The sequence below is a fragment of the Vibrio sp. 1751 genome, assembly GCF_033339895.1.
GTDB lineage: Bacteria > Pseudomonadota > Gammaproteobacteria > Enterobacterales > Vibrionaceae > Vibrio > Vibrio alginolyticus.
In genome coordinates this window covers 1-15,788 of the sequence record NZ_JAWOVM010000087.1, presented here as the reverse complement: position 1 = coordinate 15,788, position 15,788 = coordinate 1, and the positions used below count along the sequence as shown (strand labels likewise).

Genomic DNA, 15,788 nt, shown 5'->3' with positions numbered 1-15,788 from the left:
GGGTATCGTTGTGCATCTGTGTTATTCCTTCAAATTACCGCTCCTTCATGCTCAGGTGTGGGAGCTGTTTCCATCTGCTTCATGCAGTTTACGATTCCATTGAGGTTCGCAATCACTTCAATAGAGTCGGAGTACAACTAGGCCATAGATGAGCCAAAAAGGACTACGACAGTTAAGCTACTCATTTTAGCCGCTAAGCGCAAATTGAGTGCGGTGTTTTTATCTAAGGTGATCGGTTTTTTGTGTGATCATCGTACGTAGCCAGCCTAATGCAGGGTCGTTTTCTCTATCTCGGTGCCAGAATAAAGTGTAAGCCATAGGTGGGAATTCTAACGGTAGTGGCAGCACGACCAAATCAAGCTGTTTGGCCGCAAGTTGCACAAAATGACTTGGCGCAGTAAAGATAAAGTCGGTGTATGAACATAAACTTGCGGCACTGTTAAAGTCGGGCACAGTGACGGCAATATCGCGGTCGGCGCCAATATCTGCAAGGCGATAATCTAGCAACCAACGGTCGTTGCCATCACAACGCACCTGTACATGGCGTAGGGCGAGATAGGCTTCCAGATTCCAAGGTTGTTTTAGCGCAGGGTGGTTTTTGCGAATAATGCACATTTGGTAATCACGATAAATTTCCAACTCGCAAATGTCATCGGGTGGTTGAAGAGTCAGCTTGGCATCGTTTATATCGATATCTTTTCCAGTTAAGCCTAAATCCAGTTCGCCGCGTTGAAGCATTTTAAATGTATTATCCGACCACGGGTGTGTGCTAATTGTCACGCCAGGTGCTTGTTGAAAAATCGCCGGTAAGAAATGGGGTAGAATGAGAGGGTAGACACTCTCTACCGCTGCTATTTGAAAACGGTATTCACTGCTTTGCGGAGAAAACTCTTCGGGTTGAGTCAGCACTTCTAACTGATTTATCAACAGATCCAGTTTCGGTTTAAGAAACAATGCGCGCGGCGTAGGTGTTAATCCATGTGAGTTTCGAGTGAAAAGAGGGTCATCAAATTGAATGCGCAGTTTAGCCAGTGATTTACTTACGGCAGATTGGCTTAAGCACAATCGGTGGGCCGCACGAGTAACGTTTAACTCTTCAATCAGCACTTTAAAGCAGACCAATAGATTTAAATCGATACGAGCCAGTTTTTCGACATTCACAGTGAATTTCCTCTGAGGAATAATGCTCATGATTATACATCATTTCCATTCATATCATCAGATGATTAAGCTTTACCCAAAGTTCTTTATCCAATTCGGAGTGTTGTGTGTCTAGCCAGTTTTCTAATAGTAAAAAACAGATGGCGTTATTGACCCTTTTGGTTCTTTTTAGTCCTTTAGCGATTGATATTTATCTACCTGCTTTACCTCTTATTGCTTCCACTTTTCAGGTCGATAATGCGCTAGCACAAGACACGATCACTTGGTTCTTATTTGCTATGGGTGTTGGTCAGCTATTCGCAGGTCCCTTAGCAGATAAACTCGGACGTCGAACTGTTGCATTGGGCGGTATCACCATTTACGCGATGAGCGCTTTATTGGCGTGGAGTGCTCAAAATATTGAGTGGATGTTGGTTTCCCGACTGCTACAAGGCTTAGGTGCGTGTGCGACATCGGTAGCAGCCTTTGCAACAGTTCGCGATATTTTTGGCCCGGAAAAAAGCGGCAAAATGATCAGCTACCTTAACGGTGCGATTTGTTTTATTCCGGCTTTAGCTCCAATTCTAGGTAGCTGGTTAACTCAGCAATTTGACTGGCGTGCTAACTTTAGCTTTATGGCTGGTTTTGCTGTGGTGTCTGGATCATTGATGTTTTTCATGATGAAAGAGACTAACCCGTCAACAGAAAAGCAAGCCGTGTTTAAGCTTAGTCGGTATTGGGCAGTGCTTAGCACACCATCTTTTGTTTTCCATGCGTCATTATGCTTGATGGCGATGGCGGTTATTCTTGCTTACGTTACCTCAGCACCGTCGGTATTGATGACGGGGATGGGGCTGTCGATGAATGAATTCACTTTCTGGTTTGGTGTAAATGCGGTGATAAACATTGCGGCATGTATGCTGGCGCCTAAGTTTATGGAGCGCGTTGGAACTCACAACACCTTGGTCACCGGGATCTCAACTCTGGGTCTCGCTGGTGTGATCATGCTAGTGATGAATGGTCAGAATACCGCGCTTTCTTTCATGCTACCTATCTTCATGTCTTCTGTAGGTTTTGCATTCATTCTGGGTGCAGCGGCAGGGAAAGCGTTAGAACCGTTTGGTGATAAGGCGGGCACGGCAGCTGCACTGCTTGGATTGTTCCAAATGAGTGGCTCTGGTTTGTTGGTGGGTACGCTGCAACGCTTATCTCTGGATCCACAAACCTTGATTGCAATTCATATGTGGGTCCTATTACCTGCGTTGGTCGTTCTGTTTACAAAAGCAGGGAAGAACTGGCACTCGAGCTTTGCGAAAGCGTAAATCAGTGTAATTTAGTATTTTCCAATGTAAGTAAGGCGTGTATATTTGTCACTCAGACTTTTCCTGACACCATAACGGAACTCAAAAAGTAATGTCGTTAACCACGTATGAAATGGCTCGTATTCTAGAGCAAATGGAAGATTCACCAGAAAAGGTGATGTTTGGCAAGTTGCTTAATGAGCTGGGTAATCAAAGCTCCGAGCGTATTCGTAGTGCGGCTAAACAAGTACCTCTGCCAATTTTGCGTGATATCGTGTACCAATTTCAGCAAGTGATTGAGTCACGCAAAGATGAACAAGTCGAGCAGATGGCAAAAGACCTCGCTCAGCAAGGTATCTCAGCAGAAGAGCTACTGGCTTACTTGAATAAATAATAAAAAATCCCCGCATGATGCGGGGATTTTTTTAGCTCGTCATTTTCTTTTTCAGGATGTGGTCCAAAGACAGCGGTCCTGGCCCCCATACGATTACGATAAGAATCATCAATCCCCATAGTTGGTGGTCATAAAAACCTTTCTCCCACAACAGTGGGTAAGAGATCACTGCGATGATGTTGAACACAAACAGCATTGCTGCCATCGGGCGGGTAATCAATCCCAGTGCCAAGAACATCGGTAGAACCAACTCCGCAGCCGTACCTAAATAAGCCGCCAATTCCCATGGCAAGATTGGCACTTGGTACTCCAGCTCAAATAAGTACAGCGTGCTATCCCAAGATGAGATTTTGATTAGTCCTGAATTGAAGAACACCCAGGCTACCCACAAGCGACAAAAGAGAAGTAGTAAAGGGACAAAGCCAGCTTGTAGGGTACTGATTAAATCGTCGTACCGATTCACTAAGTTTTTAACCGTATCCGTCATAGAGTGCTCCTTAGATTGATTGCAATGTAAAGCCGTCAACAATATCGAGTGCCATGATGCGATTGAGATGAGCGAGTAAAACTTCAGGTATTTCGCTCAAACTCTGCTTCTGCTCTAAACATTGCAGCAGTTGGAACACATCGGCATCGAGTGCGTGACACAAGGCTTCTCCATTGGCTTGAATCGAGATGACACCTTGCTGTAATTGGTTGATATTAAGTTGTTCGAATTGCCCAGTTTGAATCGCACTAAATAGATCGAATACTGCGTAATTGGAGTCAAAGCTGCGGCAGCCCTTTTTAAGGTGTAAGACTAAAGCGGGTTGTTGCTCTTCACTCACTTCGCCAAGTAACGCAAGCGGTTTTAATTCCGCTGCATTGGATTGCTCATACTGTGCTTGACGAGCTAGGTCGATATGCCACTCGAAGCGTGCGACTTCAGGGCTGTAAGGTACTTGTGCGATCACCTGACTAAACTGCATGATGGTGTCTTGAAAGCCTTCGCCATAATGCACGACATTTCCTTCTTTTAATGGGTAAGAAAGAACATGCTGGCGAGCTATCTGTTCAAAGCATTCTTCACCAAGCAGCGCTTCAACCATCGGGTAGGTCGCGGATAACACCTCGCTTAAGCTGACGATAAAGTTATTGCGGTAAATCTGCATGCGTTCATCAGCGGTAAACTTATCACTGGCAATATCGCAATCTTCACCGAGTGCTTGATAATGTAGGGCTTTAGCAAACTGGTTTTGTAAGGTGGCTAGATTCATGATGCCTTCCTTGGTTCGCTTTGTTCACTTGGAAGTGTGCCTTGCAACAGCAGTTGCGATGCTTTCTGTGCTTCTCCCAGTAAGACTTCTGGCGCGGGAATATCCAAGTCCCATTCAATCAACGCATGACGTGGACCGTGTTTTTTTGTCCACTGTGAAAACAACTGCCAAACTTCATCGCTAACTGGGCGGCTATGGGTATCAATCCATATCTCACCTTTGTCGAGTTGTTTAATGGTAAAACCTGCCAAGTGAATCTCATCCACTTTGTCGGCTGGAATCGCATCTAGGTATGTGTCGCAATCAAAACCGTGGTTGAACGCCGAAACATAAACATTGTTTAAATCGAGCAATAAACGACAGTCAGTGCGCTTTTGCACTTCGGTAAGAAACTCCCATTCGCTGATGGTCGAATGTTGAAACTTCACATAACTAGATGGGTTCTCTATCAAGATCTCGCGTTGCAAATATTCCTGCACTTCATTCACGTTACGAGTGAACACGTTGAGCGCTTCTTCCGTATACGGAAGTGGAAGCAGGTCATTAAAGTAGTGACCGCCGTTTTCACTCCAACTTAAATGGTCAGAAACAAGAATTGGGTCGATTGAGTCAATCAGTGATTTAAGTTGCGCAAGATGCTTTTGACTAACACGTTCCACCGAACCTAGCGACAAACCAATACCGTGGCAGCTAATTTGATATTGCTCGCGAAGCGTTTGTAGCTGATGGCGCTCTGTTGCATTGGGTTGGAAATAGTTTTCACTGTGGATTTCTAACCAAGACAACTCAGGCTGGGATTGGCTAAAGTAATCGAGGTGTGGGGTTCTTAATCCAACTCCAACAAGGTCGTGGAAGGTGTGGTGTTTCACGTGAAACTCCTTTTCAAATCGTGCGGGAAGAGAAGGATGCGTCTTGGCTTTGCGTTGGTTGAGCGTCAACGCATCCTCACAATAGCTAGCGATAAAAGATTATGAAGAAGAAGTGCTACCGCCAGCGAGTTTGTCACAAAGACCTTTTGGTACGACTACGAATGCGTCTTTTTGGTTATCTTCTTTAGAAGTACCAGCGCATGAGCTGCTTTTTGTTGCACAGTCGTTTTTACCTGCTTTAGAAACGCCATAGCACTTTTCTTTTTCAGCAGCGACAGCTGGAGCTGCAGTTAGCATTGTGCCACCAAGAGCTAGAAGACCAGTAACAGCAGCAGTAACAGCTAGATTCGACTTTTTCATAATAAATTCCTCTGAATGATTTCCTTTACTTTAAGTTGGCAAGATGAATCACCTGTTTTGGCGTTTTTGTTATCAACTTGCTTAACTTAAAAGATAGGAAACTGGCTAAAAAACTTTCAGAAAAATTTCCGAAGTAAATGGGTTTGTAGGGTCAAATAGATATAACTAATTGATGTGTTGGGCAAAAAAACATCGATTTTTTTATCAAGTTTTGTCTAAACAGCACCCGGTTGTTTAGGTTATAATCGGTTTTTATGTATAAATAACCAGTAGCTCTCATCATGATGGATCCATCTCTATTACTCGACGGTTTGAACGATAAACAACGTGAAGCCGTTGCAGCACCTCTAGAAAACTTGCTCGTTCTTGCTGGCGCAGGAAGTGGTAAGACACGCGTTCTTGTTCACCGTATCGCTTGGCTGATGTCGGTCGAGCAAGCTTCTCCGTTTTCAATCATGTCGGTAACCTTTACCAATAAGGCGGCGGCAGAGATGCGTGGACGTATCGAAGAGCTAATGATGGGCAGTGCAGGCGGTATGTGGAATGGTACTTTCCACGGAATTTGTCACCGTATTCTGCGTGCACACTATCTTGATGCGAAGCTACCGGAAGATTTCCAAATCATCGACAGTGACGACCAACAGCGTCTGCTAAAGCGTTTGATCAAAGCGCAAAACCTCGATGAGAAGCAATGGCCAGCACGCCAAGTGGCATGGTGGATTAACGGCAAGAAAGACGAAGGTCTGCGCCCGTCGCACATTGATGCGTACCATGATCCAGTAACCAAGACATATCTGCAGTTGTACACCGCTTACCAAGAAGCGTGTGATCGTGCTGGTTTAGTCGATTTTGCGGAAATCTTGCTGCGCGCACATGAGCTACTGCGTGATAACAAGTTCGTCCGTGAACACTACCAAGCACGCTTTAAGCATATCTTGGTGGACGAGTTCCAAGATACCAACAACATTCAATATGCTTGGCTACGTATGATGGCGGGTCCTGAGTGTCACGTGATGATCGTAGGTGATGACGACCAGTCGATTTATGGTTGGCGTGGTGCAAAAGTCGAGAATATTGAGAAGTTTACGCTCGAATTCCCAAGCGTAAATACCATTCGTCTTGAGCAAAACTACCGTTCAACCAAGACCATTCTGGAAGCATCTAACACCCTGATTGCGAATAACACCGAGCGTATGGGTAAAGAGTTGTGGACGGATGGCGTGGTCGGTGAGCCTATCTCGGTTTACAGCGCTTACAACGAATTAGATGAAGCCCGTTTTGCGGTGAACAAAATCAAAGAGTGGCAAGACAAGGGCGGTGCTCTGAATGACGCTGCGATGCTTTACCGTAACAACGCCCAGTCGCGTGTTCTGGAAGAAGCGTTAATTCAAGCCGGTCTGCCTTACCGTATCTACGGCGGCATGCGATTCTTCGAACGTCAGGAAATCAAAGATGCCTTGAGCTACATGCGTCTGATTGCCAACCGTAACGATGATGCGGCGTTTGAACGTGTGGTGAATACGCCAACGCGTGGTTTGGGCGATAAGACGCTTGAAACCATCCGCTTTGCGGCTCGTGATCGTGGTTGCACCATGTGGGAAGCGAGTGTGGCAATGTTGGACGAGAAGGTGCTTGCTGGTCGCGCTGCTGGTGCTCTGAGCCGTTTTATCGAGCTTGTCACCGCGCTAGAAGACGACACCTTAGAGATGCCGCTGCATCACCAAACTGACCATGTGATTAAATACTCGGGCTTGTTCGCTATGTACGAGCAAGAGAAGGGCGAAAAGTCTAAGGCACGTATTGAGAACTTGGAGGAATTGGTGACCGCAACTCGCCAATTCGAGAAACCAGAAGAAGCCGAAGACATGTCACTGCTGACGGCATTCCTAACCCACGCAGCACTAGAAGCGGGCGAAGGACAAGCGGACGAATTTGAAGATGCGGTTCAGCTCATGACATTACACAGTGCGAAAGGTCTAGAGTTTCCATTGGTGTTTATGGTCGGTGTGGAAGAAGGCATGTTCCCAAGCCAAATGTCGGCAGAAGAAGCAGGGCGCTTAGAAGAAGAACGCCGTCTGTGTTACGTAGGCATGACCCGTGCGATGCAGAAACTGTACATCACTTATGCTGAAATGCGTCGTTTGTACGGTCAGGATAAATACCATAAACCGTCTCGCTTTATCCGTGAACTGCCAGAAACTTGTTTAGATGAAGTACGAATGAAGGCGCAAGTTAGCCGTCCTTCAAGCAGTGGTCGATTTAGCCAAACTGTTGTGAAAGAGAGCTTTAATGAAACCGGCTTTACGCTAGGTTCTCGTGTGATGCATCCAAAGTTTGGTGAAGGCACCATCATCAACTTCGAAGGCAGTGGTCCACAAAGCCGTGTACAGATTGCCTTTAACGGTGAAGGCATCAAATGGTTGGTAACTGCTTACGCACGACTAGAGAAACTGTAAGGCTTGACCAAAACTCATACCAATCGTAGTAAATAACTGGTCATTCTAGCTTGTTAAAATACTCGATAACTGCGTTGCAATTTTTGATTGTAGAATAACTACTTATCGAAAAATTGCGCCTTGTTCTCAAGCATTTTCCCTACGCTATTTCTGATCACTTATTTACTGTGATTGGTATCATCAACTTAAGAGCTGCTTCGGCGGCTCTTTTTGTTTGTGCAGTTTTGGTGTCGCTAACGCAGTAAAAAATGGAATGATAAATGGAGTACAAAAGCGCGACTTAACGATGCCGTTTGAAGTGAAAGGTGGGCGTTGTGGGTGAATGCCTGTTTTCAGCAGATCTACTGAGAAAAACTTTAGGCAAAGAAAAACCCCGAGGGCTTGCGCCCATCGGGGTTATAGTCTTACTCGCAGCAATCCAGCTACTAAGAGTGCTCCATGCATCTAATCCATGATAGTGTGCTGAATCCGTCAGCTTAATCCTTACGTCGCCTTCCTAGCGGTGTCCTTAATGACCTTATCCTGGTCTGCTAACTATCCTCGTTAGCTCTCATCACTTGTTCCCTGAGCGGTGTCCCTGACATCATCCTGATGTTCAAATCCTTGCCTCGTCCAGAGGTGTCCATTTCCCGTCCTTAGTAGCAACCATCCTAGTCACTATTGATTCCGTTCAATGTCCAATTTTGCAATCCATGCCCGACTATTCATCCTGAATAACCGTTTCTTCTTCCTGAAGTTCACCAAGTCCGTGGTATTTCCTGTTCCGTGTCAGCATCCTTCCGACAGGTTTAATATTACGTGTTTAACGATTTCCAACAACGGGCTAATCTCACATTTTTTAACTCTCTTAGCGTTCAAAAAAGATACATGAGTATTAAATTCAATGGCTTATGCTCTTTTCTGTACGGTTTTACCATTAAAAAAGAGAGGTTTGCTCAACCCTTTGTGAGAGATCTCGCACAAGGGGTCGAGCGAAAGACTCTTACTGCCCGATAGCGGCACCTTCACGTCTTGGATCCGCAGCGCCTTCAAGACCGTCTTTTGTTATTCGTATCGCATGCAGACCAGAGTTCAAATCCCGAACATCGGTTTTAAAGCCCATCTTCTCCAGAGCAGGCTGTAAGCCCTCTGCGGCGGTACCTTGCTCAATATCTAAGGTGCCAAAACGGTTCAGCAATCGTGGCTGATTAATCGCGCTTTGGATGTCCATATCCCATTGCGTGTGGGCGATAATGGCTTGTGCGACGTAACCAATAATGCGGCTGCCACCCGGTGAGCCAATTGCCATGTAAGGCTTGTCATCCTTCATCATAATGGTTGGTGCCATAGATGAACGTGGGCGTTTGCCCGGTTCTAATCGGTTTGCGATTGGCACACCATCTTGATGCGTGCGGAAAGAGAAATCGGTCAGTTCGTTATTGAGCAAGAAGCCGCGCACCATCAAGCGTGAGCCAAAGGCGTTCTCGATGGTTGTTGTCATTGAAACCACATTGCCTTGCTTATCGACGATATTGAAATGGCTGGTGGAAGGCAACTCGATCGATTGGTCCATGCTTAAGTTCATGGCGTGCGACCAAGGAGGATTACCGGCTTCAGCCTTACTCAAGGCTTTACCGACTTGAATGAGCTCAGCACGTTGTTTGAGATAATCTTTATCAAGCAAGCCTTCGGTTGGCATTGGCACATAATCTTGGTCAGCCATGTATTTACCACGATCCGCGAACGCAAGGCGCGATGCATCGGCGATCACTTGCCATGATTTCGCGCTTTCGGCTCCCCAACCTTTAAGATCGTATTGCTCGGTGATCGCGAGAATCTGTCCAACCGTCAATGCGCCAGAGCTAGGTGGTCCCATGCCGCAGATATCATAGCTTTGATAAGCCGCACAAACCGGCTCACGTTGCTTGATTTGGAACGCATCAAAGTCAGGTTGTGCCAATACGCCAGGATTGCCCGGTGCATTCTGTACGGTCTTGATGATGTCTGTAGCGATATCGCCTTGATAGAAAGCTTTTGCCCCTTGCTCTGCAATTGCCGTCAGAGTTTGCGCGTATTCAGGGTTCTTCAACAACGTGCCTTCGGTTTTTGGTGAGCCGTCTGGATTGAAGAAGTAAGCCTTAGTCGCAGGGAAGCGTGATAGGCGCTTAGTATCTTTCTCAATCAGACTCGCGAGGCGAGGACTGACTTCGAAACCTTGCTCAGCCAAGGTAATCACGGGTTGGATGATCTTCTTCCATTCCAACTTGCCGTATTTCTGGTGCGTGTCCCACAGCAGTTTCACTGTACCAGGAGTGGCAACGGAGCGCCCGCCGACAACCGCATCGTAAAATTGTAGGGGTTGTCCTTTTTCGTCTAAAAAGAGTTTCGGCGTCGCGGCGAGCGGTGCGGTTTCGCGTCCATCATACGTAGTTAGTTTTTGTTTCTCACTGTCCCAATACACTAAGAAGGCGCCACCACCAATACCTGATGATTGCGGTTCTACCAAGCCCAGCATCAGCTGCACGGCAACCATAGCATCAATAGCATTACCACCTTGGGCAATAACATCCGCACCAGCTTGGGTTGCAATTGGGTTAGCAGCGGTAACCATATAATCTTTCGCTTTGACCAGTTGTTTTTGCTTGAAGCCAGTGCTGTGCTCCGGCGCAACCGCATCTGCTGCTTGGTTAGCAAAGACTGAGGTAGATAAGATTAGTGGGGAAGTAAGAAAAAGACCCGTGGTCACGAGTCGGTTGAACGTCCAATGCATGATGACTCTCCATGTTGCCAGTTTTGTGCTTTGAGCTTGGCAGTTATGGAGAGTCACGTCGAGTCAGCAATCTTAGAAATGTCGATTGTGCTACGCTTTTAAATCAGTACTTTATCCGATAAAAGTATTGATAGTTTGGTATAGAATACTGCCGCCCACTAGAGTAAATACCACGCCGCATAGACCGTCGATGTAGATACCCGCTTGTTGCAATTTACGCTGTAAGCGCTGTGTCGACAGCATCCATGCAAGGCTAGAGAACCAGAATAGCGACAAGCCAAACAGGATGACCAGTGCAATACCTTTGCCAGTAATCGACATACCTGCTGGGACTAAACTCGACATCAAACTGACAAAGAACACCAGGGCTTTTGGGTTAAGAATGTTGGTCGCAAACCCTTTAGCAAACGCTTGACGCTTATTGCTGATCACTAGGTTATTTTGCTTCTTAGGTTGATCCGTCTGTGGTTTTTGGATCATCGAGATCACGGCACGCAATGCGCCAATTCCCAAGTAGAGCAGGTAACTACCACCGAGCAGTTGTACCACGGAATACAGCACTGGGTGCTGGTGGACGACAAAACTCACACCTGTCAGGCTGAACAAAGAGTGCAGCAAAATACCGACGGACAATCCCAACGCAATGTACAAGCCAGTTTGACGACCATGACGCGTCGCATTTTGTACGACCAGCGCAAAGTCCGGACCTGGACTCATTAGGGCAATAAAGTGAATGCTGGCGAGTGTCAGCAATATGGTGGATTCATTCATAACACATCTCAAATTTAACCAATGCGGCTATTGTCGTGGTAAGTCACCTGTGGCGCTTGTAAAAAACTGACAGCTTTCTCGGTAAATGAAATTAACGAGTCACTTGAGAAGGGGAAACGCCGTAGGTCTGCTTAAACGCTTTGCTGAAATGCGCTTGATCGTAGAAACCGATTTGATGGGCGACGTCGGTACTACATTGACCAGCTTGCAGTAACTTCATGCCTTGTTCGAGGCGCAGGCGTGCGAACCATGCATAAGGCGTCATGCCAGTTTGCGCTTTAAAGTGGCGCTGGAACTGAGTTGGGCTCAGTTGGCACAGTTCTGATAGCGAATCCAAACGCACCGCTTGGTCGAGGTTCGCCATTAGATAATCTTTTAACGTTCCAAGTGATTGATTTCCTAACGGCACCACTTTTTGTCGCTCAAGCGATCCGTAGCGATCAAAAAGCTGGTTAAATCCTTCAAAAGGAAGGCAATCTTTGGTGAGTTGGCTGAGGTTTTCACGACGAAGTAGTCCGTGTAAGTTACTAAGTTGTGAAAATATCTGGGGATCCGAGATGATCAGCTCGTTGAAGTGTATTATTTGACCGTTTTGCTTAAGATCAGCCAGATCGCTCAATAGGTGAGGTTCGATCGCAAACACATTTACTTCGTAGCCACTCTCGAGCTTAGATTGCCCGTCGTGCAGCTCATCCGGCGGCATAATCACAATTTGCCCGTGACCAACTTGGTGGCTGTTACCTTGGTATTGGAACTTCTGCGCACCATGCGTGATCAGGCCGAGATGAAAATCCAGGTGGTAATGCCTTTGAAAAGCAAATTTCTGGTATTTCGCCTCTATTAGACTCAAGTTGTCATGGTCGGTTGCGTAGTACTGAATATGTTCCATTAAATAAAAAAGCTTGGTCACATTATGACCAAGCTTATCTGGCAATTTCTAACTTGTCTTGTAAAAAACGATCATTGTGGCTGAACGATTCGGCGTGAGCGACGGTTATTACGTAATCCATCAAAGCTAAACACGACTAGTGCTCCCCAAATAAAGACGAAAGTGATCGCTTTATCCATGGTAAAGGGTTCGCCATACATCAATACTGCAAGTAAAAACATTAAGCTTGGGCCTATATATTGGAAAAAGCCCAAAGTCGATAATTTGAGTCTTGTTGCTGCACCCGTAAAGCACAGCAGTGGCAGGGTTGTTATAACCCCAGCTGCGATCAACAAACTATTTAACGTAAGTGGATTCGTAAGCATATTTGAGGTTGGTGTATCGGCAACAAAAAGCAAATAAACAGCGGCCACCGGCAGCAGAAGTAATGTCTCGATAAACAAGCCAGTTTTTGCATCGACACTGACTTTCTTTCTTAATAAGCCATAAAAGCCGAAGCTCATTGCTAACGCCATCGCAACAACGGGTACGGAGCCAAATACAATCAGTTGAACGAGTACGCCACAACCTGCCAATACAACCGCGAACCACTGTAGTTTACGCAGTCGCTCACCAAGGAAGACCATCCCGAGTAAGACGTTGATCAGTGGGTTAATGTAATAACCTAAGCTGGCGTCGAGCATATGATTCGAGTTTACCGCCCAAATGAAAATCAACCAATTGCCGCCAATTAACATGGAACTTGCGATCAGGTAAGCGATTTTCGTTTTGTCTTTCGCGATGTGGTAAGCCGAGCGCCAGTGACGGCCAAAATGGAGGAGTGCAGCAAGCAAAAAGAAAGACCATATCACTCGGTGGCTTAGAATTTCCAAAGGAGATACTTGTGCGATGGACTTAAAGTACATCGGCGCAATGCCCCACATGGTATACGCGCCAATCGCTAGCAAGATGCCTTGCCGCGCGCGTTGTTGTTCGTCTTCTGGTGTCATGAAGTGTCACCTAATTGTGTGTTTTATAGAGCAGAAAATCAGTATACGAGTCGTGATGCGAAACACCTAACAATTTGCGGTTTTATTCACCATGAAACCCCATTACAATGTGCCCTCACTTTGTGTGCCAGTGGTATGCATAAGCACCTCTTTTTTAAGACCCAATCTGAGACTTTTCATGACCTCGACCTTGTTAGCCGAACAATCTGATTCGCCTGTAACGCCTCAACGTGTGTTGGAGGATGTGTTTGGTTACCAAGAGTTCCGTGATGGTCAGCAGTTGGTGATTGACGCTGCGATAGAAGGTCGCGACAGCTTAGTTATCCTGCCTACTGGTGGCGGTAAGTCGCTGTGTTATCAAATCCCTGCTTTGGTTCGCTCTGGCATTACTTTGGTCATTTCTCCGCTTATCTCGTTGATGAAGGACCAAGTGGACCAGCTTAAAGCCAACGGTGTAGCGGCTGAGTGCATTAACTCGACCATGCCTCGCGAAGAGCTGCTCAGCGTGTATAACCGCATGCACACTGGTCATCTTAAGTTGGTGTACGTCTCGCCAGAACGCGTATTGATGCGTGATTTCATTGAGCGCTTGGAAAACCTGCCGTTATCGATGATTGCTGTCGATGAAGCGCACTGTATTTCCCAGTGGGGACACGATTTTCGTCCAGAATACGCCGCGCTTGGTCAACTCAAGCAGCAGTTTTCCCATGTGCCATTTATGGCGCTGACGGCGACGGCGGATGACGCAACGCGTCGAGATATTCTTGAGCGTCTGCAACTGAATAATCCAGAGGTTTATCTAGGCAGCTTCGACCGTCCCAACATTCGCTACAACTTAGTTGAGAAGCACAAGCCGGTTTCGCAAATCGTTCGTTATCTTGAAACCCAAAAAGGTAATTGCGGCATCATCTATTGTGGTAGCCGTAAGAAAGTTGAGATGGTGACCGAGAAGCTGTGCAACAACCACATTCGTGCTGCTGGTTATCACGCAGGTATGGACGCCGATGAGCGCGCTTACGTTCAAGAAGCTTTCCAACGCGATGATATCCAAATCGTGGTGGCGACCGTGGCATTCGGTATGGGCATCAACAAACCAAACGTGCGCTTTGTGGTTCACTTTGATATCCCGCGCAATATCGAGTCCTACTATCAGGAAACGGGTCGTGCAGGGCGTGATGGTCTGCCTGCGGAAGCGATGATGTTGTATGACCCGGCGGACATCAGTTGGCTGCGTCGTATGTTGGATGAGAAAGACGATGGTCCACAGAAGCAGGTGGAAACCCATAAACTGAATGCGATGAGTGCCTTTGCTGAGGCGCAAACCTGTCGTCGTCAGGTGCTATTGAATTACTTTGGTGAGTATCGTGAGAAGCCATGTGGCAACTGTGATATTTGCTTAGATCCACCGAAACACTTTGATGCCACGGAAGAAGCGCGTAAGGCGTTGTCTTGTGTGTACCGAGTGAATCAGAGCTTTGGTATGGGCTACGTGGTAGAAGTGCTACGTGGCATGCAAAACATTCGTGTACGTGAAAACGGTCACGATAAGATTTCTACCTACGCGATAGGGCGCGATCACAGCCACGATTACTGGGTGAGTATCTTCCGTCAGTTAATCCACAAAGGGCTGTTGTTCCAAAACATCACGCGTAACTCAACGTTGCAACTTACCGAAGAGGCGCGTCCGTTGTTGCGTGGCGATGTGACTCTAGAGTTAGCGGTTCCGCGTTTAGACACCGCAGCACGTGCGGCGAAATCAGATAAACTGACCAGCAAGAACTACGACAAAAAGCTGTTTGCTAAGTTACGTAAGCTGCGTAAGTCGATTGCTGATGAAGATGGTTTGCCACCATACGTGGTCTTCAGTGACGCGACTTTGATTGATATGGCGGAAATTCTGCCAACGTCTTACGGCGAAATGCTGGCAGTCAGCGGTGTTGGTCAACGCAAACTGGAGAAGTACGCCGACCCATTCCTTGATTTGATTCAAGAACACATTACTCACCATGGATAAGGAACCAAGATGCAAAAGGAATTTGGCTTAGCGGACTACATGGCACAAGAAGGGCGCTTAATCATTACCGCGCCGAGCTTTGACCTTGATAGCTTTCCTGCTTTAGGTGAGCGTTTAGTCGGCTTGCTTTCTGCTACTGTGGTTGAAAAACAATGGAATGCGGATATTCACTCTTGGCTGATCGACTTTGAAGGTTGCCGACTGTTTATGAAAGCAGAGCATTACAGCGAAGCGATTTGGTTTGAAGCGTTAGCGATTGAAGAGAGCAGGGAAGAGTTGGATTATCTTGCAGGATTGTTCCAGCGCGGCTTCTAAAAATAGAGTTTTTTTAGAAAGGGTGTTTCACATGAAACACCCTTTTTTATGCTCAAACGTTTGCGTAAGACAGATGACTTGCGGCGAAAAGTGGTTAATGTATAATCGCCCACCGCTTCGCTCAGAAAGAGCCAAGCCAGTTTATTTTTCATTTTACATTGTTGGTAAGAGCCACTTTATTCAGTGACTCGATTTGGGTTCCCTCACCCCCAAACCAAACTAAAAAGGTATCGCATGAGTAACTTTACCCCTGCGCAGCAGCGCAACGCCCTTATCTATCTGGTT

At 46.5% G+C, this 15,788-nt stretch carries 14 protein-coding genes; 5 read left to right on the top strand and 9 right to left on the bottom strand.

All coding sequences use genetic code 11. The annotated features are described in order from the left end of the window. Positions 1 to 219: 219 nt before the first annotated feature. A complete protein-coding gene (locus R7041_RS19560; RefSeq protein WP_005378791.1) occupies positions 220 to 1,161 on the bottom strand; it encodes a LysR family transcriptional regulator in 942 nt (313 codons plus the stop codon). A 107-nt stretch (positions 1,162 to 1,268) separates the two neighbouring features. On the opposite strand from R7041_RS19560, the gene R7041_RS19555 reads away from it, so the two are divergent. Together R7041_RS19555 and R7041_RS19550 are read left to right on the top strand one after the other, a co-directional pair. Then, positions 1,269 to 2,462, top strand: coding sequence for a multidrug effflux MFS transporter (locus tag R7041_RS19555; protein ID WP_005382927.1), 1,194 nt, complete (start codon positions 1,269 to 1,271; stop codon positions 2,460 to 2,462). A 91-nt stretch (positions 2,463 to 2,553) separates the two neighbouring features. Then, positions 2,554 to 2,835, top strand: a complete 282-nt coding sequence (locus tag R7041_RS19550) for a hypothetical protein (RefSeq protein ID WP_005378786.1) — start codon at positions 2,554 to 2,556, stop codon at positions 2,833 to 2,835. 31 nt (positions 2,836 to 2,866) lie between these two features. Here the strand turns inward: R7041_RS19550 and R7041_RS19545 are convergent, their stop codons facing one another. The 4 genes from R7041_RS19545 to R7041_RS19530 form a co-directional block, all read right to left on the bottom strand. Continuing rightward, complete coding sequence (locus R7041_RS19545; RefSeq protein WP_064368861.1) at positions 2,867 to 3,322, bottom strand: DoxX family protein; 456 nt, start codon at positions 3,320 to 3,322, stop codon at positions 2,867 to 2,869. A 10-nt stretch (positions 3,323 to 3,332) separates the two neighbouring features. Further along, entirely contained in the window at positions 3,333 to 4,091 is a 759-nt protein-coding gene (locus R7041_RS19540; RefSeq protein WP_064368860.1) for a DNA-binding domain-containing protein, read from the bottom strand. Then, positions 4,088 to 4,960 carry a DUF692 domain-containing protein gene (locus tag R7041_RS19535; RefSeq protein ID WP_064368859.1) on the bottom strand — a complete coding sequence of 291 codons (873 nt, stop codon included), beginning with the start codon at positions 4,958 to 4,960 and terminating at the stop codon, positions 4,088 to 4,090. The genes R7041_RS19540 and R7041_RS19535 overlap by 4 nt, the downstream gene beginning before the upstream one ends. Positions 4,961 to 5,059: 99 nt before the next feature. Then, a complete protein-coding gene (locus R7041_RS19530; RefSeq protein WP_005378779.1) occupies positions 5,060 to 5,320 on the bottom strand; it encodes a DUF2282 domain-containing protein in 261 nt (86 codons plus the stop codon). A gap of 281 nt (positions 5,321 to 5,601) precedes the next feature. Here R7041_RS19530 and uvrD point away from each other — a divergent pair, with 281 nt between their 5' ends. After that, complete coding sequence (gene uvrD / locus R7041_RS19525) at positions 5,602 to 7,776, top strand: DNA helicase II (protein WP_005378778.1); 2,175 nt, start codon at positions 5,602 to 5,604, stop codon at positions 7,774 to 7,776. 982 nt (positions 7,777 to 8,758) lie between these two features. On the opposite strand, the gene ggt is transcribed toward uvrD, so the two are convergent. From ggt to rarD, 4 genes are all read right to left on the bottom strand, one after another. Next, positions 8,759 to 10,525 carry a gamma-glutamyltransferase gene (gene ggt / locus R7041_RS19520; protein ID WP_054575523.1) on the bottom strand — a complete coding sequence of 589 codons (1,767 nt, stop codon included), beginning with the start codon at positions 10,523 to 10,525 and terminating at the stop codon, positions 8,759 to 8,761. 111 nt (positions 10,526 to 10,636) lie between these two features. Further along, positions 10,637 to 11,296, bottom strand: coding sequence for a LysE family translocator (locus R7041_RS19515; RefSeq protein WP_005382916.1), 660 nt, complete (start codon positions 11,294 to 11,296; stop codon positions 10,637 to 10,639). 91 nt (positions 11,297 to 11,387) lie between these two features. After that, positions 11,388 to 12,185 (bottom strand): AraC family transcriptional regulator, encoded by a 798-nt coding sequence (locus tag R7041_RS19510; RefSeq protein ID WP_054575524.1) that lies wholly within the window; start codon positions 12,183 to 12,185, stop codon positions 11,388 to 11,390. A gap of 71 nt (positions 12,186 to 12,256) precedes the next feature. Next, positions 12,257 to 13,174, bottom strand: coding sequence for an EamA family transporter RarD (gene rarD, locus R7041_RS19505; protein WP_005382912.1), 918 nt, complete (start codon positions 13,172 to 13,174; stop codon positions 12,257 to 12,259). Between the two features lie 178 nt (positions 13,175 to 13,352). On the opposite strand from rarD, the gene recQ reads away from it, so the two are divergent. Both recQ and R7041_RS19495 read left to right on the top strand, forming a co-directional pair. Beyond that, a complete protein-coding gene (gene recQ / locus R7041_RS19500; protein ID WP_042523966.1) occupies positions 13,353 to 15,188 on the top strand; it encodes an ATP-dependent DNA helicase RecQ in 1,836 nt (611 codons plus the stop codon). 9 nt (positions 15,189 to 15,197) lie between these two features. Continuing rightward, positions 15,198 to 15,503 carry a DUF3630 family protein gene (locus R7041_RS19495; RefSeq protein WP_206949742.1) on the top strand — a complete coding sequence of 102 codons (306 nt, stop codon included), beginning with the start codon at positions 15,198 to 15,200 and terminating at the stop codon, positions 15,501 to 15,503. The last annotated feature ends 285 nt before the right edge of the window (positions 15,504 to 15,788 follow it).

Excerpts from the sequence above, each read along its gene's own strand:
- R7041_RS19515 (WP_005382916.1), bottom strand. The coding sequence starts at position 11,296 with ATGAATGAATCCACCATATTGCTGACACTCGCCAGCATTCACTTTATT.
- rarD (WP_005382912.1), bottom strand. The coding sequence starts at position 13,174 with ATGACACCAGAAGACGAACAACAACGCGCGCGGCAAGGCATCTTGCTA.
- uvrD (WP_005378778.1), top strand. The coding sequence starts at position 5,602 with ATGATGGATCCATCTCTATTACTCGACGGTTTGAACGATAAACAACGT.
- R7041_RS19540 (WP_064368860.1), bottom strand. The coding sequence starts at position 4,091 with ATGAATCTAGCCACCTTACAAAACCAGTTTGCTAAAGCCCTACATTAT.
- R7041_RS19530 (WP_005378779.1), bottom strand. The coding sequence starts at position 5,320 with ATGAAAAAGTCGAATCTAGCTGTTACTGCTGCTGTTACTGGTCTTCTA.
- R7041_RS19545 (WP_064368861.1), bottom strand. The coding sequence starts at position 3,322 with ATGACGGATACGGTTAAAAACTTAGTGAATCGGTACGACGATTTAATC.
- R7041_RS19550 (WP_005378786.1), top strand. The coding sequence starts at position 2,554 with ATGTCGTTAACCACGTATGAAATGGCTCGTATTCTAGAGCAAATGGAA.
- recQ (WP_042523966.1), top strand. The coding sequence starts at position 13,353 with ATGACCTCGACCTTGTTAGCCGAACAATCTGATTCGCCTGTAACGCCT.
- ggt (WP_054575523.1), bottom strand. The coding sequence starts at position 10,525 with ATGCATTGGACGTTCAACCGACTCGTGACCACGGGTCTTTTTCTTACT.
- R7041_RS19495 (WP_206949742.1), top strand. The coding sequence starts at position 15,198 with ATGCAAAAGGAATTTGGCTTAGCGGACTACATGGCACAAGAAGGGCGC.
- R7041_RS19510 (WP_054575524.1), bottom strand. The coding sequence starts at position 12,185 with ATGGAACATATTCAGTACTACGCAACCGACCATGACAACTTGAGTCTA.